The organism is Nocardia sp. Root136 (assembly GCF_001427185.1).
In the GTDB taxonomy this organism is placed as follows: Bacteria; Actinomycetota; Actinomycetes; order Mycobacteriales; family Mycobacteriaceae; genus Nocardia; species Nocardia salmonicida.
Map to the genome: position 1 here is coordinate 2,810,765 of NZ_LMFE01000001.1, position 17,682 is coordinate 2,828,446.

Annotated in this window: 20 protein-coding genes and 1 pseudogene; 3 read left to right on the forward strand and 18 right to left on the reverse strand. The window is 67.6% G+C overall.

Annotated elements, in window-relative coordinates:
* Nucleotides 1-13: 13 nt before the first annotated feature.
* Nucleotides 14-877: a redox-sensing transcriptional repressor Rex gene (locus ASD42_RS12835; RefSeq protein WP_056814479.1), complete on the reverse strand. Its 864-nt coding sequence runs from the start codon at nucleotides 875-877 to the stop codon at nucleotides 14-16.
* Between the two features lie 207 nt (nucleotides 878-1,084).
* On the reverse strand, nucleotides 1,085-1,366 hold the full coding sequence (locus ASD42_RS12840; RefSeq protein ID WP_056814485.1) for a glutaredoxin family protein: 282 nt from the start codon (nucleotides 1,364-1,366) through the stop codon (nucleotides 1,085-1,087).
* 88 nt (nucleotides 1,367-1,454) lie between these two features.
* Here ASD42_RS12840 and ASD42_RS12845 point away from each other — a divergent pair, with 88 nt between their 5' ends.
* Nucleotides 1,455-2,480, forward strand: a complete 1,026-nt coding sequence (locus tag ASD42_RS12845) for an HAD family hydrolase (RefSeq protein ID WP_371852035.1) — start codon at nucleotides 1,455-1,457, stop codon at nucleotides 2,478-2,480.
* Here ASD42_RS12845 and ASD42_RS12850 read toward each other — a convergent pair whose 3' ends face one another.
* The 9 genes and pseudogenes from ASD42_RS12850 to ASD42_RS12885 all read right to left on the reverse strand — a co-directional run bounded on the left by ASD42_RS12850 (nucleotide 2,481) and on the right by ASD42_RS12885 (nucleotide 11,305).
* The gene (locus ASD42_RS12850) at nucleotides 2,481-3,497 is read right to left on the reverse strand and encodes a lysophospholipid acyltransferase family protein (protein WP_056814491.1); all 1,017 of its coding nucleotides are present in this window, start codon (nucleotides 3,495-3,497) and stop codon (nucleotides 2,481-2,483) included.
* On the reverse strand, nucleotides 3,494-4,528 hold the full coding sequence (locus tag ASD42_RS12855; protein WP_082843570.1) for an NAD-dependent epimerase/dehydratase family protein: 1,035 nt from the start codon (nucleotides 4,526-4,528) through the stop codon (nucleotides 3,494-3,496). Before ASD42_RS12855 ends, ASD42_RS12850 begins: the two co-directional genes overlap by 4 nt.
* A gap of 237 nt (nucleotides 4,529-4,765) precedes the next feature.
* A complete protein-coding gene (locus ASD42_RS33790; protein WP_003402602.1) occupies nucleotides 4,766-4,867 on the reverse strand; it encodes a 30S ribosomal protein bS22 in 102 nt (33 codons plus the stop codon).
* A gap of 188 nt (nucleotides 4,868-5,055) precedes the next feature.
* Nucleotides 5,056-5,337 (reverse strand): helix-turn-helix domain-containing protein, encoded by a 282-nt coding sequence (locus ASD42_RS12860; RefSeq protein WP_228537168.1) that lies wholly within the window; start codon nucleotides 5,335-5,337, stop codon nucleotides 5,056-5,058.
* A 144-nt stretch (nucleotides 5,338-5,481) separates the two neighbouring features.
* On the reverse strand, nucleotides 5,482-6,300 hold the full coding sequence (gene proC / locus ASD42_RS12865) for a pyrroline-5-carboxylate reductase (RefSeq protein WP_056814499.1): 819 nt from the start codon (nucleotides 6,298-6,300) through the stop codon (nucleotides 5,482-5,484).
* Between the two features lie 28 nt (nucleotides 6,301-6,328).
* Nucleotides 6,329-7,195, reverse strand: a complete 867-nt coding sequence (locus ASD42_RS12870) for a thioesterase family protein (protein ID WP_056814502.1) — start codon at nucleotides 7,193-7,195, stop codon at nucleotides 6,329-6,331.
* Nucleotides 7,196-7,363: 168 nt separating this feature from the next.
* Nucleotides 7,364-8,248 carry a sugar phosphate isomerase/epimerase family protein gene (locus ASD42_RS12875; protein ID WP_235569394.1) on the reverse strand — a complete coding sequence of 295 codons (885 nt, stop codon included), beginning with the start codon at nucleotides 8,246-8,248 and terminating at the stop codon, nucleotides 7,364-7,366.
* 16 nt (nucleotides 8,249-8,264) lie between these two features.
* Nucleotides 8,265-8,498 (reverse strand): annotated as a pseudogene (locus ASD42_RS33795) (hypothetical protein); the annotation flags it as partial.
* A 1,820-nt stretch (nucleotides 8,499-10,318) separates the two neighbouring features.
* Nucleotides 10,319-11,305, reverse strand: a complete 987-nt coding sequence (locus tag ASD42_RS12885; RefSeq protein ID WP_056816203.1) for a Ppx/GppA phosphatase family protein — start codon at nucleotides 11,303-11,305, stop codon at nucleotides 10,319-10,321.
* Nucleotides 11,306-11,424: 119 nt separating this feature from the next.
* Here ASD42_RS12885 and ASD42_RS12890 point away from each other — a divergent pair, with 119 nt between their 5' ends.
* A complete protein-coding gene (locus ASD42_RS12890) occupies nucleotides 11,425-12,249 on the forward strand; it encodes a hypothetical protein (RefSeq protein WP_056816206.1) in 825 nt (274 codons plus the stop codon).
* A gap of 70 nt (nucleotides 12,250-12,319) precedes the next feature.
* Nucleotides 12,320-12,649 carry a hypothetical protein gene (locus ASD42_RS12895; protein ID WP_056814512.1) on the forward strand — a complete coding sequence of 110 codons (330 nt, stop codon included), beginning with the start codon at nucleotides 12,320-12,322 and terminating at the stop codon, nucleotides 12,647-12,649.
* A 73-nt stretch (nucleotides 12,650-12,722) separates the two neighbouring features.
* On the opposite strand, the gene ASD42_RS12900 is transcribed toward ASD42_RS12895, so the two are convergent.
* The 7 genes from ASD42_RS12900 to ASD42_RS12925 form a co-directional block, all read right to left on the reverse strand.
* Nucleotides 12,723-13,412, reverse strand: a complete 690-nt coding sequence (locus ASD42_RS12900) for a response regulator transcription factor (protein ID WP_056814516.1) — start codon at nucleotides 13,410-13,412, stop codon at nucleotides 12,723-12,725.
* On the reverse strand, nucleotides 13,409-14,647 hold the full coding sequence (locus tag ASD42_RS12905) for a sensor histidine kinase (protein WP_056816211.1): 1,239 nt from the start codon (nucleotides 14,645-14,647) through the stop codon (nucleotides 13,409-13,411). The genes ASD42_RS12900 and ASD42_RS12905 overlap by 4 nt, the downstream gene beginning before the upstream one ends.
* Nucleotides 14,648-14,777: 130 nt before the next feature.
* Entirely contained in the window at nucleotides 14,778-14,912 is a 135-nt protein-coding gene (locus ASD42_RS35840) for a winged helix-turn-helix transcriptional regulator (RefSeq protein WP_357136881.1), read from the reverse strand.
* Nucleotides 14,913-15,102: 190 nt separating this feature from the next.
* Nucleotides 15,103-15,450 (reverse strand): DoxX family protein, encoded by a 348-nt coding sequence (locus tag ASD42_RS12910; protein WP_056814520.1) that lies wholly within the window; start codon nucleotides 15,448-15,450, stop codon nucleotides 15,103-15,105.
* 133 nt (nucleotides 15,451-15,583) lie between these two features.
* Nucleotides 15,584-16,321: a phosphoglyceromutase gene (locus ASD42_RS12915; protein ID WP_056814524.1), complete on the reverse strand. Its 738-nt coding sequence runs from the start codon at nucleotides 16,319-16,321 to the stop codon at nucleotides 15,584-15,586.
* Between the two features lie 27 nt (nucleotides 16,322-16,348).
* On the reverse strand, nucleotides 16,349-16,525 hold the full coding sequence (locus tag ASD42_RS12920) for a hypothetical protein (protein ID WP_228537169.1): 177 nt from the start codon (nucleotides 16,523-16,525) through the stop codon (nucleotides 16,349-16,351).
* A gap of 86 nt (nucleotides 16,526-16,611) precedes the next feature.
* Nucleotides 16,612-17,505: an ROK family protein gene (locus tag ASD42_RS12925; RefSeq protein WP_056816214.1), complete on the reverse strand. Its 894-nt coding sequence runs from the start codon at nucleotides 17,503-17,505 to the stop codon at nucleotides 16,612-16,614.
* Nucleotides 17,506-17,682: the final 177 nt, after the last annotated feature.

Here is a 17,682-nt window from a genome sequence, read left to right on the forward strand (position 1 = left end):
CGCTGGCGCTCGCTCATGGCGTGATCACCGATCCCTTGGTGCTTGGCTCCGTTGCCGAGTGGGGCGTGACCGAACGCGGCGCGGTGCGACGCGACGGCCTGCCGCGAGCCGGTTCGACCGGCGCGGCATGTGTGAGGTGGTTCGGCGGCGCTACCCGGCGCGCGACGCGGCTGGAGCCGACCTCGGCGATCTCGGGCAGCGCGGGCGCGTCGTTGCGCGCGGCATCGAAGGACAGCATCTGCAGTTCCATCGCCAGGTCGACGCGGCGGACCTGAACATGGGCGGGCGCGCGCAGTTCCAGCGGCGCGAAGCTCAATATCGACGGCAGTCCGGCGGCGACGAGCCGGTCGCACACATCCTGGGCGGCCTCGTCGGGCACGGCCACCACGGCGATCGTCGGCGTCAGCGCCGGAATCTGGGCGGTCAGCTGCTCGACATCGCGCACGACGAGACCGGCGTACGACTGGCCGATCACCGAAGGGTGGTTGTCGAAGATCCCGACCACGGTGAAGCCTCGTACCCCGAATCCGCCGTAACCGACCAGCGCGCGGCCCAGATTGCCCGCGCCGATCAGCACTACCCGATGTCCCTGTGACAGTCCGAGCACATCTTCGATCCTGGTGCGCAACTTGGCTACGTCATAGCCGACACCCCGCACACCGTTGGGTCCGAGGAAGGAAAGATCCTTGCGCAGCTTCGCCGAATTGACACCCGCCGCGACAGCGAGTTCCTCACTCGATACGATGACTACACCCTCGTCGGCCAACCCAGCGAGAACCCGGAGATAGGTAGCGAGACGAGTCACCGTGGCCTGCGGAATGTCCCGCACAAGAGCCTTGCCGGAGACGCCACTCGGCGTCTCGTGCTGCTCTGTCACGTCGTCGGCTCCTCGTTCCGGGCCTGATCGCGGTCCGGATCCTCTGTTTCGTTCACCGGTGTGGGTCGCTGCGATTACGAGAGCGCGACCGGTGCCATAGGGGCGGTACAAACCCGGCCACCGCCGCTGCGTGCCAGGGGCGGTGCGGATTGCGTGTCACCACCGTAACCGCTTGTGCAGGCGTTCACAAAGTCGGTGAATTCGGCCTCATTTTCCGTCGCGACCAGCGATCCGGCTCAGGTCGGCCCGCAAACGGGGCTCGTCCACGTCGAAATAGCTGTGTTCACGGCCGTTCAACAGGACCACTGGCAGGCGATCTCCGTATTCAGCACGCAGCTCCGGGTCCTCGACCGCGGCTTCGTCGACGTCCAAGGTGGCTACCGGGAGACCGAAATCACCACAGATCGTCTGCAATTGCGCCAGCGCGGTGCCGCACAAGCCGCAACCAGCGCGGGTCAACAGGGTCACCGTCGGTGTGGGATTAGTCATGAGCCCTATTTAATCCTCGAGCCCTCAGCGAGTTGTCGGTGCAGCCGGTTACTGTGGACATGGTTCGCGCGACTAGCGGAGGGTACTGGTGCCGGAACGTTCGAAGGTGACTAGGGCCGGATTCGTCGCAGGGCGATTCGGGGAGTTCCCTGCGCGGTGGCAGCCCAGCCGCCTCGGTCAGGAACTACAGGAACAGTTCGCACGGCTGCCACGCAGCCCGTTCGGGCCGAGCGAGGAAGAGCTACGCGCCAACCTCGCCGGTGAGGCAAGTGCCGACGCGGCGCTCGAGCTGCACGTTGCCGATCTCGCCGAACAGGGCGCCGACGCGGGCCCCGAGGTCCCTCGCGACCTCACCGCCGCGGCGTTCTTCGACGTCGACAACACCCTGGTCCAGGGTGCCTCGATCGTCCACTTCGCCCGAGGGTTGGCCGCGCGCAAGTACTTCAAGACCTCCGACCTGGTCGACGTCGCCTGGAAACAGGTGAAGTTCCGGGTCACCGGCAAGGAGAACTCCTCCGACATGGTCTCGGGCCGGGAGAAGGCGCTCAGCTTCATCGCGGGCCGCCCCACCGCCGAGCTCGCGGCGCTCGGCGAGGAGATCTACGACGAGATCATCGCCGACAAGATCTGGCCCGGCACCCGCGCGCTCGCCCAGATGCACCTCGACGCCGGCCAGCAGGTCTGGCTGGTCACGGCCACTCCGGTCGAGCTGGCGAATGTGATCGCCAAACGCCTCGGCCTGACCGGCGCCCTCGGCACGGTCGCCGAAAGCGTCGACGGCAAATTCACGGGCCGCCTGGTGGGCGACATCCTGCACGGATTGGGCAAGGCACACGCGGTGCGCACCCTCGCGATTCGCGAAGGTCTCAATCTCAAGCGCTGCACCGCCTATTCCGACAGCCACAACGACGTCCCCATGCTGTCGCTGGTCGGTACCGCGGTGGCCATCAACCCCGATTCCGACCTGCGCGAGGTGGCGAAGAACCGCGGCTGGGAAATCCGCGACTTCCGCACCGGCCGCAAGGCGGCGAAGATCGGTGTGCCCACCGCGCTGGCACTCGGCGCGGCGGGCGGAGCGGTAGCGGCTGTCGTAGCCCGCCACCGCGACAACTAATTAACCCAGCACCACGTTCCGGCGCTTGGCCAGCAGCTTGTAGAGGGTCTGCTGGATGGTCTCGCGGACCTGGTCGGTGACCTCGAACATCGTCATCGGGTCATCGGCCTCTTCCGGCTCGAACGCCGTGGTCGCGATCGGCTCACCGAACTCGATGTACCACTTCGACGGCATCGGCACCGCGCCGAGCAGCCCCAGATGCGGGAACAGCGGCGTCACCGGGAAGTACGGCAGCCCGAGCAGGCGGGCCAGCGGCTTGATATCGGCGAGCTTCGGGTAGATCTCCTCGGAGCCGACGATCGACACGGGGATGATCGGCACCCCGGCCCGCACCGCCGCCGACACGAAACCACCGCGCCCGAACCGCTGCAGCTTGTACCGGTCGGCGTAGTTCTTGCCGACGCCCTTGAATCCTTCGGGGAACACTCCCGCGATGTGCCCGGAGCGCAGCAGCCGCTCGGCATCGGGGTGGCAGGCCATCGTGTGCCCGGCCTTGCGCGCGAGCGCACCCAACAGCGGCATCTCGAAGATGAGGTCGGCGGCCAGCAGCCGCAGCGCCCGCTGATTCGGGTGCTTGTCGTGCACGGCCAGCTGCAGCATCAGACCGTCGAGCGGCACGGTGCCCGCGTGATTGGCGACCAGCAGCGCGCCACCGACGGCGGGAACGTTCTCGATGCCCGTGACCTCGGCGCGGAACCAGTACTCCGACAACGGTCGCAGTGTGGGCAGGATGACCGATTCGAGTAGGTGCCGGTCGTAGCCGAACTCGTCCACCTGGTAGTCCCCGGTGAGCCTGCGGCGCGCGAATTCCGCGGTCCGTTCGATCTGCTCGCCGACGGCATCGCGCACGATGTCGGTGAGCGATTTCGGCGGCAGCGCGGGCATTCCCGGCCGACGCTCGCTGAGAGAGGTGACCGGCATCGCCTGCATCGGCTGATCCGGCCATCGCCGGGTCTGCGGTCGCTGTCGGGCCTCGACATTCACGTCGAGACGAATGACTTTCGCTCCCTCGTTCATTTATGCGCTCCTGATCCGGCCCCGATGAGGCCGAGCAGTTTGTGTTCCGCGGCGTCGATCCATGCCGGATCGAAGACTGGCCGCAACGCTGCGCCCGCGATGAAGTCATCGAACGCCTGGACCGTGGTCCAGCGTGGGGTGAAGCCGAGCTCGGTTCGCATACGGGTGGTGTCGAGCCCGCAGCCGAAATAGAAATAGTCGGGTTGTTCGCCACTGAATCCGCGCATGATCGGGCCCATCAGCGAGCGACCGACCGTGCGGAAGACGAAGAACGGCACCGGCGCGACAATGCGCCCGGCCCGCCGGATCGCCTGCGACATGGCCAACGCGCCGTCACCGGCGATATTGACCGTGCCACCGTGGGCACGCTGCGCCGCGTGCACGAGCACCGCGACCGCGTCTTCCTCGTGCAGCAATTGCAGTCGGGCTTCGCGACCGAGAACAGTCGGCGTGATCGGCGAACGCAGATATTGCACGCCTCGATCGGCCAGGCGCGGCCCGACGATCGGCGCGAAACGCAGAATCGATGCGGAAATATCGGGCCTGCGCCGCGCCATTCCACGCACCAGCGCCTCGATATCGATCATGTCGCGCGCGAACCACCCCGCGGGCGGAGTGCGCGCGCCCATTTCCTCGGTGAATTTCGCCGGATCCTTGGCACTGCATCCATATACCGCCGAGGACGATCGCACGACCACGCGCCGCACCGACGGCGCTTTTTGACACACGGCGAGCAATTGCATCGCGCCGAGGACATTGAGATCCTTCATCACCGCACGACCGCCACCGGCGGGCGGACGAGTGAGCACGGCCGCGTGCACGACAGTGTCGACGTCGTTGCCCTCGACGACCTTGCGAATAAGCGGATTCCTGATATCGGCGCGCACGAACTCGGCACTACCCATTTTTCGACGAAGCTCACGGCTGGGAGTGACGGTATCCACGGCGATGACACGTTCGACGCCGGGTTCGGCAGCTAGGCGTGCCGCGACATTGCCACCGAAGAAGCGGCTGGCACCAGTGACCAGCACAACTCTCGGCGCGTGTCGTTCCCGTGTATCGGAACTCGTACCTGACCCCACTCAAAGCCCCCTGCTCATCGTGTTTCGCGTACCAGAGTAGCCGCATTCGCGCCACTCACCGTCACGATCTACAAGCATTTAACGAGGACGACCCGTCCCCGCATAGCGAGATTCACAAACCCGGGCTTTTCACAGCGAGAGCCCGCCACCTTCGAAGGGTGACGGGCTCGTCGCAGGCACGCAGGCTTACTTGCCGAGTTTGCGCCGCTGAACACGCGTGCGGCGAAGCAGCTTGCGGTGCTTCTTCTTCGACATACGCTTGCGGCGCTTCTTGATCACAGAACCCATAGGGTTTCCTCGCGTTCTCTCTACTCGGCATACACACGCGGTGTTCACGTGCGTCGTTTGGCGTCCGCGCCGCCGGGGCAACCGGACACCACGAACGGTGCCACCGGCAGGCGGACACGAACCAGTTGTCCATGCTACCGGGGCACCCGAGCAGCAACGAAACCGCCCTTGTACCTGGCCGAACTACGTCATCCGGCGTCGAAGTACGACGTCTCCAGGTAGTCGTGCACCGCCTTCGCGTGCACTCGGAACGAGCGCCCGACACGCACCGCAGGCAGTTCACCCGAGTGCACGAGCCGGTACACCGTCATTTTCGACACCCGCATGAGATCGGCGACTTCGGCGACGGTGAGAAATTGAGTGCCACCGCCGATCACCGTTTGCGGGGTGGCGCCGACCCGTGGTGCGGGCGAACCCGAACCACCGCCCGACGCCGATGGATTACTTGACATTCTGTTCGCAGACATCATGGCACCATTGACCTCCGGCACGCCCGCGCCGCCGGCTTCCCCACCAGCGGAACAGACACGCACGTGCTTCTACGAGCTTAGCGGGACCAGTGGGATTACTGCGACGGGTGTGAGAAATCGGTTCTCGAACCGGGTACCCGATCGTCACTCGTTCGTTGCGCCCTGTTCGGCCGACCGCCGCTTCGCCGCGTGTAGCGCTTCGGTGAAGGTCGAGCGCAGCGCGCCACGCTCCAGCTCGCGCAGCGCAGCGGCGGTGGTGCCGCCGGGTGAGGTGACCGCGGCCCGCAGTTCGGCCGCGCTCTGCCCGGTTTCGTCCAGCAGCGCCGCCGCGCCGATCATGGTCTGCACGACCAGTTCGCTGGACACCTCGCGGGTGAGACCGAGGCCGACACCGGCATCGATCATCGCCTCGACGACAAGGAAGAAATACGCCGGTCCCGAACCGGATACCGCGGTGACCGCGTCCATCTGCGCCTCGGGCACCGTCACCACTTTGCCGACGGCTTCGAGCATCTCGCCGACCTGCTCCAACTGCTCCGGTTTGGCGTAGCGACCGGGCGATTGCACACTCATCCCCTGCCCAACCAGCATCGGGGTGTTCGACATCACCCGCACCACCGGGAAACCGGCGGGCAGTTTCGACTCGAGCCGGGCGGTGGAGATACCGGCGGCCAGCGAGACGAGCACCTGATCGCGACCGTTTTCGAGATCGGCCTTGGACAGGTCGGTGAGCACCGAGTCGACCACGCCGGGCTTCACCGCGATGACCACGATGTCGGCGCCCTCGACGGCGTCGGCGACCGAACCGCTCACCCGCACCTTGAACCGCTCGGCCAGCTGCGCGGCGCGCGCGGCGACCGGCTCGACAACAACCAGATCCTTGATCGCCCTGCCGGATTCCAACAATCCGGCCACCAGCGCCTCACCGATCCGACCGCCACCGACCACCGCAATTCTCGTCATGAGAACAAGGTTAGTTGGCCCGGTGGCCTCAGCGTGCCGCCGGGATCAGGGCCAGCTGGCGGCTCTGGGCGACAACGGCACCGGTGGAGTCGATGACCAGGTGGTCCTCGTCGAACATCCGCTCACCGACCTCACGGGCGGTCGCGACGACGCGCAGCCAACCGGGCGCGGGGACGCGGCGCAGATAAGTGGTCATCTGGACGGTCGGCGACCAGCCGAAGTGGCCCAGGTTCATCGGGACGGGCGGGCTGATGTCGGCGGCCATCATCGCGAAGGCGGCGCGCGCCCGCGGATCGGCTTCGTCGCCGTCGAACGGACGGATCCACAGCCGCAACCGAGGCGGGCCGGTCTCGCCGCGCAGGAATTCGCCCCAGGTCGGATCGATCACCATGTGGGCGCCCTGGCTCACGTGCACGATCTTGCCCATCGGCGAATCGGGGGTGTACTGGAAGGCCTGATCGCCCGGCTCGGCGGGCATGTCGGTGTCGGGACCCGTCCAGCGAGTCTGCGCGGAGTCGAGGTGGCCGAAGGTGAACGCGGTTCGGACGAGGGTGCGGCCGTTCTGGATCAGGTCGACGTCGGCCAGGCAGATCTGGCGGCCCTTCTTCCGGATGTGTACCGCGTATTCGACCTCGCCGGGATCGGGGGCGCCGAGGAAGTCGGTGCTGCCCGCGATGGGCGCCATCTGGGCCAGTGATTCGTCGGCTTCGGTGAGCCAACGGGTCGCCGCGGCGGCGGTGGCCGCGACCATGGTGCCGCCGTGCACCTTGGGGCCGATGGTCCAGGTGGGCGCGATGACGCCGGCGTAGCGACCGGTCTCGGCATCGGTGGTGGTGAGCTCGGTCAGGTCGAGAACCTGGCTGAACGGCGCGTCGGTCGCGAGTTCTCGCGTCATCGTCACTCCTGGTCGGGGGGCACTACAATTCGTACAGCGTACAAGCACGCGGCGGCCGCAACTATTCCGCGCCGCGTACGCGGGCGCGGCCATGTCGGTACAGGCGGGCCGCTCCGCGCGATCACGGCCGCGCCCAGGCGGTGAGACGATGTCCCCGCCGCACCACGGTCACGGCAGGTCGGCGTGGCGCGGCTGAGGGTCCGGCGTCGCACCGGTGAGGTGACGGCGCGCGAATTCGAGAGTGCGCGCCAGTTGCACGGAGCGTTCGGCGGTGGTTCGCGCGTTCTGGGTGTTGATCTCGGCGACCGCGTGACCACGGAAACCGGTGTGTATCAGGTGTTCACACAGTTGCGCGCACGGCTGGGTGCCGTCGCCGGGCACCAGGTGTTCGTCGTGCGCGGCGCCGCGCCCGTCGGCCAGGTGCAGGTGGATCAGGCCGTCGCCCATCCGGCGCGCCAGCTCGAGCGCGTCGGCGCCCGCGGTCGCGGTGTGCGAGAGGTCGAGGGTGTAGTGGTCGAAGCCGGTGTCGGTCGGATCGTAGGAGGGGCTGAACGCGCTCACCGCGCGTCCGGGGCCCGCGCGCCGTTCCAGCCTGCGCACCGCGCCGTCGCGGAACAGGGTGTCGGCCCGCATCGGGAACATGTTCTCCACCGCGACCTTGACCGGGTGATGCGCCTCGAGCTCACCGACCTGATCGGCGAATCCCCTGGCGTAGCGACGCTGCCAGCGAAACGGCGGGTGCACCACCACGGTGTCGGCGCCGAGCGCTTCCGCGGTGCGCACGCTGCGTTCCAGCTTGGCTACCGGGTCGGCGCCCCACACCCGTTGGGAGATCAGCAGACACGGCGCGTGCACGGCGAGCACCGGCACGCCGTAGCGCTTGGCGTAGGACTGCACGGTGGCGATGTCCTGGCTGGCCGGCTCGGCCCACACCATCAATTCCACACCGTCGTAACCCAATTCGGCGGCATAACGGAACGCCGCCTGCGTGTTCTCCGGATATACCGAGGCCGTCGACAGGCCGATCGCGATGTCCGCTCGTGCGTTCCCCACAGCCCACTCCCTGTATTCAGCTGGTACTGAGGAGAAAGGCTAGCGGTCCCAGCGTCACGAAGACGCCTACGACGACGGCGATCACCGTGCTGAAGATGTCGTCGGTGCGACGCAGGACGCGAACCAGCGCCACGAGACCGAGGATCACCACCATCGCCAGGGCCAGCGCCACCCACGGCAGCGTTTCCCACATCGTCTCGAAACCCTTGAACAGCAACATTCCGGCGACCGCCGCGCCCACGCTCTGCGCGCCGAGGATCATCCACTGGCGACGGTTGGTGTCGTCGCCGTTGCCGCGCGCCATCGCCGAAACGCGGGCGGCTCGGCTGACTACCGCACCGCCGGCGCGATTGCCTGCCATCCGGCTCGCGGTCCGCGAGTCGGCGCGGCCCGTAGTCTTCGATTTGGCTCGGTTCGCGACCTTCGACCTGGCCCGGTCTGCCACCTTCGCCGCGGCCGCTTTGGTCGCGGCGCGCCTGCTCGCCCTGGTCGGCTTCGGTTCGTAGTCGTCGTCGTAGTCGTCGTCATCGTCGAAAGGCGCGTCGTCGTAATCGGATTCGGAGTAGTCGTTGTCGACGTAGTCGCGATCGACGTAATCGGACTCGGCGTAGTCGTCGGTGTCCTCGTCGTCGGCCTGGTCCGCGCCGACCCGATACACGATCTCGGTGTGCGCGTCGGCGTCGCCGCGATCGGCCCGCTGCCGCAGCAGGTCACCGGCCACCGACTGCCCGGACACCAGCGGCTGCTCCTGGCTGACCGGCGACCACGCGGCCGTCGGGAAACCACCGCTCTCCGGGGCGGGCGCCGCCTTGTCCGGACGATGCCTGCGCGCCGACCACGACGGCAGCCCACCGGATTTCGGCTCCCCCCGCCTGCGATCCAGCGACGGGCGCTGATCCGCACCGCGTGCCGGTGGGGCCTCGACGCCCGGCGCCAGGTTGTAGGCCTGCGTGGCCTCGGCATTCGGCGGCGGAAACCCGTTGAACCCGGGTACCGGGGGCTGCCCGTTGAAACCCGGCGTCGGGTCGTTGCGGCCCGGCCCGTTGAAACCTCTGGCCGGCTCAGGGCCCGGCCAACTATCGGCGCCAGGCTGCGGATCGAACGCCTCGCCCGGTCGACCGTTGAACCCGGACGCGGGTCGGCCGTCGAACGACTCGCCCGGTCGGCCGTTGAACCCCGACGCGGGTCGGCCGTCGAAGGATCCGGCGCCCCGACGCTCGTCGAAGCCCGATCCGGAGCGGCTGTCGAAGCCCGGGCCGAGATCGGCGAGATCGTCCAGTCCGCGGGACTGCCCCGGACGACCCATGAATGCCTGCGGCGCGTCGATGCCCGCCTCGTACAGCGGCGCGTCGAACGACGGGCGAGGGGCCGGGCCAGGCTCGTTGGCCTCCTCCGCGGCTTCGGCGGCCCGCCTGCGCGCCGCCCGCCCACCGGTCACCGGGGGCGGCGTCGGCGGCTCGGGATACGGGGCGGCGTCGGACTCGTCCGGCCGATGCCGTCTGCCGCCACCGACAGCGGGCAGCGCACCGGAGCCGAACATCTCGGCGATACCGGGATCGACCGGCTGCGAGGGCCCGCCCGGCACGCCGAGCCGACCCGGACCACGGCCCGCGCGAGAGCCGGTGTCGCGGGCTTCGGCGCGGAACGGACCGAACGGATCCGACGACGGTCGCTGTTCGCCGAGACCGAGTGGATCGGGCGCGGAGTACCCCGCGTCGGGATCGAATCGGGTGATCGGGCCCGACATCGGCGAGAAGGCCGGTTCGGCCGGGCCGGGCGGCGGGTAGGGGGCGGGCTGATAACTCGCGGGCGGCTCGTAGGTCGGCGCGGGTTCGGGTGCGTAGGTCGGCGCGGGGACATAGGCGGGCGGGGGTTCCGGCGCGGGCGGGGCGGGCGCGGCGTGCGAATTCGGCTTCACCGCCGCGTTCTCGCCGGTCAGATCATTGACCGAGAGCCCGCGACCACTGCGCCGCCGTCGTCCACCGCCGCCGGAAGCAGCGGGCGCGGCCCCCTGCGCGGCATTGCGAGCCAGCAGCTCGGCGACCGATAGCTGCTTCGAATCCTCACTGCTCATGCCGACTCCACTTCCGCGACCGGCGTGACCGGCGGCACCGCGGCCGGTCCACCTCCGTTGGGCTCGGAGTCCAGTTTGCGCAAGATAAGGCCTTCGCGCAGCGCCCATGGGCAGATTTCGATGCTGTCGAGCGATAACGCCCGCATACTCGCCTCCGCGACCAATGCTCCGGCCACCAATTGCTGGGACCGGTCCGAACTCACGCCCTCCAGTTCCGCGCGGTCCGAGGCGGTCATCCGAGAGATGAACGCGATCAGCTGGCGCAGACCGGAGCTGGTCAGTGTACGTCGCACCCGAGGGCCGGCGGCCGAGGGTGCCGCGCCGGTCAACCGGGCCAGCGAACGGAATGTCTTCGAGGTACCGACAGCCAGGTCGGGTTTGCCTGCCTCGACGAGGGTCTTGGACGGGACCACCAGTTCGGCGTCGAGCCAGTCGCGCAGGACCGCGATCTTGCGCTTGCCCGGCGGGTCGTCGCGCAGCCACTCCCTGGTGAGCCTGCCCGCGCCGAGTTGCAGCGACAGCGCCACATCGGGTTCTTCGTCGCCGCCGTTGGACAGCTCGAGCGAGCCGCCGCCGATGTCGAGATTGATGATCCGCCCCGCGCTCCAGCCGAACCAGCGGCGCACCGCGAGGAATGTCAGGCGGGCCTCGTCCGCGCCGGTGAGCACCTGCAGATCGACTCCGGTCATGGACCGCACGCGAGCGAGTACTTCCTCGGAATTGGTCGCCTCACGCAGGGCGGAGGTGGCGAACGGCATCAGCTCGACGCATTTGGAATTGCGGGCCAGATCGGCGAACTCGAGGATGGTCGCGACCAGTCGGGCCTCGCCCTCTTCGGTGATCCGGCCCATCGAGTCCATGCTCTCCGACAGGCGCAACGCCGACTTCGACGAGCTCATCGGCATCGGGTGGCCACCACGATGGGCGTCCACCACGAGCAGGTGGACGGTATTGCTTCCGACATCGAGAACACCAAGCCGCACACGAATACGGTACTTGGTGATCCGGTACCACAGGCCAGGCGACTGAACTGTTAGCGTCAGCAGCTGTGACCGAAGGCGCATCTGGCACCGCGGAGACCGGGCTACGACCTGGGCGAAAGATCGATCCTGCCCCGGAAGTCGAGCTCGATTTCCCACGGGAGTGGATCGAGTTCACCGACCCAGCAAACGACGAGCACCAGATCGTCGCCGATCTGACGTGGCTGCTGTCGCGCTGGACGTGTGTGTTCGGCACGCCCGCCTGCCAGGGCATCATCGCCGAACGCCCCGACGACGGCTGCTGCTCGCACGGCGCGTTCCTCGCCGACAAGGACGATCGCAAACGCCTCAACGGTGCTGTGAAGATGCTCACACCCGAGGACTGGCAGCTGATGGGCGAGGCCACCGAGCACGGCAAAGTCGTCAAGAAGGGTTACCTCGAACTCGACGAACTCGAGGACGAACCGGCCTTGCGCACCCGCCGCTTCGACGGCGCCTGCATCTTCCTCAACCGGCCCGGTTTCGCCGCCGGCCCCGGTTGCGCGCTGCACATCATGGCGGTGCGCAAGGGCATCGAACCCCTGGAAGTGAAGCCGGACGTGTGCTGGCAGCTGCCGATCCGGCGGACCCAGGATTGGGTGGAGCGCCCCGACGGCGTGCAGATCCTGCGCACCGTGGTCACCGAATACGACCGGCGCGGCTGGGGTCCGGGCGGCCTGGATCTGGATTGGTACTGCACCGGCTCCCCCGACGCCCACGTCGGCGCGAAGCCGGTCTGGCAGTCCTACGGCCCGGAGCTGCGTGAGTTGCTCGGTGCGCCCGCCTACGACGAACTCTCCCGGCACTGCCGCCGACGCGAGGGTCTCGGGCTGGTCGCGGTGCATCCGGCCACGGTGGAAGCCGAGCGGATGAACCCCGGATCTCACGGATCGAATCACTCGGAGTGAAAACCTCGTAACCATTCGGTTCATCTGTAGGTCGTGCATCTGTCACAGAACTCGGGTTGGATAGCTGTCCATGTCCAAGAAAGCGATCTACGCAGCGACCCTCGCGATCGGCGCGACCCTCTCCATGACCGGCCTGGCCAATGCCGAACCGAACGGTGATCCGGCCGCGTACGCGGACTTCACGGCCGACTTCGTGAACTACAACGACCCGGCGGCGATCGACGCCGCCAAGAACGGCAAATACATCATCATCTCCACGATGGGCACCTCCTCGCCCATCGGCTGCCGCGGCAACGGCGCCGACGTGCCGATCTACGACTGCAAGCAGTTCGACGGCGTCGAAGTGGTCTCCCTGAAGAAGATCGAAACCCCCCTCGGCACGGCATGGAGCGTGCTGTAGCCAGGCATCTCGACCATGAACGAAAAGGTCCCGTCGGAAAATCCGACGGGACCTTTTCGTTGGGGAGTTGAGATCAAGCTTCGAGCTTGTAGCCCAGTCCTCGCACAGTCACCAGGTGTTCCGGCTTGGCCGGGTCGGCCTCGATCTTCGAGCGCAGGCGCTTGACGTGCACGTCGAGGGTCTTGGTGTCGCCCACGTAGTCGGCGCCCCAGACCCGGTCGATCAGCTGGCCGCGGGTGAGCACGCGACCGGAGTTACGCAGCAGGTACTCGAGCAGGTCGAACTCCTTGAGCGGCAAGGTGACCTGACCACCGTTGACGTGCACGGTGTGCCGGTCCACGTCCATCCGCACCGGTCCCGCCTCGAGCACGCCGTTCTCGCTGCCCGAATCCAGCTCGTCACCGGCGCCGCGGCGCAGCACGGCCCGGATCCGCGCGATCAGCTCGCGCGCCGAGTACGGCTTGGTGACGTAGTCGTCGGCGCCAAGTTCCAGTCCGACGACCTTGTCGATCTCGCTGTCACGCGCGGTCACCATGATCACCGGCACGCCGCTGCGCGTGCGCAACTGCTTGCACACGTCGGTGCCGCTCATGCCGGGCAGCATCAGGTCGAGCAGCACGATATCGGCGCCGGAGCGGTCGAATTCGGCCAGCGCGGACGGACCGTCGCCGACGACGGTGACGTCGAAGCCTTCCTTGCGAAGCAGGAACGCCAGCGGCTCGGCCAGCGAATCCTCGTCTTCGACGATCAACACACTCGTCATCTGCGTGCCTCCACACCGTTCGTTCGTCCCGCGAGAGTGCGCGGGACGGTGGTTTCTCTCGTGGTGGACTCCGGCGTCTGTTCCGCGTCCTCGTCACCATCGGTTTCCAGATGGGCGGGGATGCGCAGCGTGAACGTCGAGCCGGTGCCCAGTTTGCTCCACAGGGTGATTTCACCGTTGTGATTGGCCGCCACGTGTTTCACGATGGCCAGGCCGAGCCCGGTGCCGCCGGTCGATCGGGAACGGGCCTTGTCGGAGCGGAAGAACCGCTCGAACACCCGTTCCTGATCTTCCTTGGCGATCCCGATGCCGCGATCGGTGACCGCCATCGCGACATGATCGCCGCGCAGCGACCGGCTCACCGACACATGCGAACCCTGTGGCGAATACGCGATCGCGTTCTCCACCAGATTCGACAGCGCGGTAACCAGCAACGTTTCGTCGCCGAGCACTTCCAGCCCACTCGGCCGGTCGGTGCTGACGGTGATGCCCGCGGCCTCGGCGGCGGTGCGCGAGCGGTCGACCGCCTGCTGCACCACCGTGTCGACGTCGACCACGGCCAGATCGGGCAGTTTCTCGGCGCCCTGCAAACGCGACAGCGCGATCAGCTCGGTCACCATCTTGCCCAGGCGCCGCGATTCCCCGAGCACACGGGAACCGAAGTGGCGCACGGCTTCGGGATCGTCGGCCGATTCCAGCATGGCCTCGGCCAGCAGGCTCATCGCGCCGACGGGGGTCTTGAGTTCATGGCTCACATTGGCGACGAAATCGCGCCGGGTGGCCTCCATGCGGGCCTGCTCGGAATCGTCGTCGGCGAACAGCACGACGAAGCTGGTCTCCTCGCGGGAGAGTTTGCGGGCCACGCCACGCACGGCGATCCGGCCGCGGCCGGGTAGCGGGTTCTTGGCGGTGAGGTCGTATTCGGCGGACTCACCGGTCGCCAGCACCTTCTCCACGGCCGCCCACGCGCGTTCGTCGAGCAACCGGTTGCGGACCAACCCGAGTTCCTCGGCGCGCGGATTCACCAGCACCACATCGCGGTATTCGTCGACAACGGCGATGCCGGATTCGGACGCGAGCACGATCAGGTCGAGCACCTGCGACATCGTCAGCCCGGTGTCTTCCTGGGTACGGGCGGCTTGCCTGGCATTGACGAACGGGATCAGCAGGCCCCCGACTGCCAGCCCGACGACAGCCGCGAGGACTGCCAACAGCACTGCCTGCGGAACACTCACAAGATTGATCGTACGAGTGCGGACCAACATAACGTCGGCGGGTCGGCGAAGTTTCACGCAGGTCACAGGCACTTGGTATGGCGTTCTTTTGCCGTTCACCCGGCAGGCACCTGAGGCTCCGCCGGGCGTGTCAGTTCGGCGGTTCGCCGTACCTCGCGGTGGCCACCGCGGGCCCGTGCCGCTCAACCCATGCGCCGAGCGCATATATCGGAACGAGCAGATCACGGCCCGCTTCGGTGAGTTCGTATCCGACCCGTGGCGGCACTTCGGCCTACCACCGCCTGCGTACGATCGTCATCCGCTCCATCCGCCGCAACGTTCGGGTGAACGTCTCCTGACCGATCCCACCCGCGCCCCCCGAGAAGTTGGCTGTGACGTTGCGGACCATCGCGCACCAGGCGCACCACCACCGGCAGCCACGCATCAGCGAACAGATCCATAGACCGAGTCGTCGACTACGCCGCGATCCCGAGCCCCAGCGCCACCGCGACCGGCGCCAGGTACAGCACCGGGAACGCCACCGTCTTGTACGAGCGCGCCCGCAACACCGTCACCACCGCGCCGGCGAAGTACAGGATCAGCCCGATCGCGGCGAGTACGCCGATCACCGGTACGAACAACCCCACCAGCAGCCCCACCGAACCGAGGGCCTTGGCGATTCCCAGTGGCGTCCACCAGGTCTGCGGGACGCCGTATTCCACCAGCGGCTCCACTACGAACGGGGCCCGGCGCAGCAGTGAGAACGCCGAGAACCCCACCCACAGTGCGGCGACGACGGTGACGATGACGTAGGCGGTGAACATGGCGTAACTCCTTCGGCAACCGCGCGTTTCGCGGATCTACCGAGGTGACGACACAGCCGACGCGAGTGTGACATCGCCCCGGACAGCACAACGGCCCCACACCGTCGAACGGGGTGGGGCCGAGGCGTTGGAGTTACTTGCCGCCCTGATTGGCGACAGCGGCGGCACCGGCGGCAGCGGCAGCCGGGTCCAGGTACTCGGCGGCCTTCACCGGACGCATGTTCTCGTCCAGCTCGTAGACCAGCGGGATGCCAGTGGGGATGTTCAGGCCGGAGATGTCCTCGTCCGAAATGCCGTCGAGGTGCTTCACCAGCGCGCGCAGCGAGTTGCCGTGCGCCGCGACCAGTACGGTCTTGCCGGTGCGCAGCTCCGCGGAGATGGTGTCCTCCCAGTACGGGACCATCCGCTTGACCACATCGAGCAGGCACTCGGTCTCGGGGACCTCGATGCCCGTGTAGCGCGGGTCGCCTTCCTGGCTGTACTCGTTGTCGGGCTGGATCGGCGGCGGCGGGGTGTCGTAGCTGCGACGCCACAGCATGAACTGCTCCTGGCCGTACTGCTCGCGGACCTGCTCCTTGTTCTTGCCCTGCAGGTCGCCGTAGTGACGCTCGTTGAGGCGCCAGTCGCGCACGACCGGGATCCACAGCCGATCGGCGGTGCCGAGGGCGTTGTCGGCGGTGCTGATCGCGCGGCGCAGCAGCGAGGTGTAGACGATGTCGGGCAGGATGCCTGCCTCTTTGAGCAGCTCTCCGGCCCGTTTACCCTCGGCGATGCCCTTGTCGGTGAGTTGCACGTCCACCCAGCCGGTGAACAGGTTGAGGGCGTTCCATTCGCTCTCGCCGTGGCGCAGCAGCACGAGGGTGTAGGTCATAGGGGTCATTCTGACATTTCGACGATGTCAGGCCCACTCCACCTCGTCGAAGCCGATGCTCAGCTCGTAGGGTCCGCCTTTGACCAGCGCGTCGACCTGTAATCGCGACGCCACCGAGTCGACTTCGCGCACTACGGCGCACACCCCTTGGAACGGACCCTCCGGAATATGGACGACATCGCCCGGCACGTAGTCGGCAGCCACCTCATCGAGGCTACGCGCGCCGACGACCAGGCATAACGAACGCGCCGAGAGCATCGCCGGTCGGACCGAAGAGTCCTCACACCGCCTCAGCTCTCGGCTGCTTCGACCGCGAGCACCCCCGCACCGACGAGCGTTGCCCCCTCGCTCAGCGTCGACAGTTCCACCGACAGCTCCTCGATGAACTCGAGCCGCGAATGCCTGGCGACGGCAGCCCGCAACGGCCCCCAGAGCGGCTCCCCCGAATGCGCGAACCCACCGCTGATCACCACCCGATCCACATCCAGCAGCGCGGCCGCCGACGAGATCGCCTGCCCCAAGGCGGTTCCCGCTCGAGCCAAGGCGGCAAGCGCGATCGGCTCACCACCACGCGCGTCCTCGGCGAGCTCGACGCCGCTGCCGCCCACCCAGCCACGCGCACGCGCCCACCGCACCGACGACATACCGCTCGCCACCGCCTCCACGCACCCGACTCCCCCACAGGGACAAGCGGTGTCGTCGCCGGGCACCACGATGTGCCCGAGGTGACCGGCATTGCCCGTGCGCCCCATCACGACTCGCCCGTCGGCGATGATCCCCCCACCGACCCCCGACGACACCGTCAGGGCCAACCCGTTGTCCACCCCACGCAACCCACCGACTCGATGCTCGGCCAGCACCAGACACGCGCCGTCGATCGCCAACCGCACCACCGCATTCGGGAACAGCGCCCGCACCTGTTCGACGATCGCGAACCCGTCCCGCCACGCCGCGAGGTTCAACGGCCGGATCACCCCGGCGGGCACGTCGACCGGTCCGGCCGAACCGATCCCGACCGCGCTCACCTCGTTGTCACCTGCCACAGCGACCAGAAGCTGCCGACAGGTCGCCCACGGGTCGGCCGAGGCGGCGGCCGCTCGGCGCACCCCGTGCAGCCCGTAGTGCGGGTCCACAACTCCCGCGGCAAATTTCGTCGCCCCGATATCGAGCGCAAGCACCGCCATCACCACTCCTATTTACTGCATCGGGCCTGACCAGCGCCGGTTGCGCCCATCGCTGATGTGAAGCGTCACAAGGTGTGGCACGCGACACTTTGACTACTGGTCGGTACAGATCACCGGTTTTCGTTAGATACTTCTGCACGGGTCGGGTCGTTTCGTTGGGCAGCACTACTGTTGATG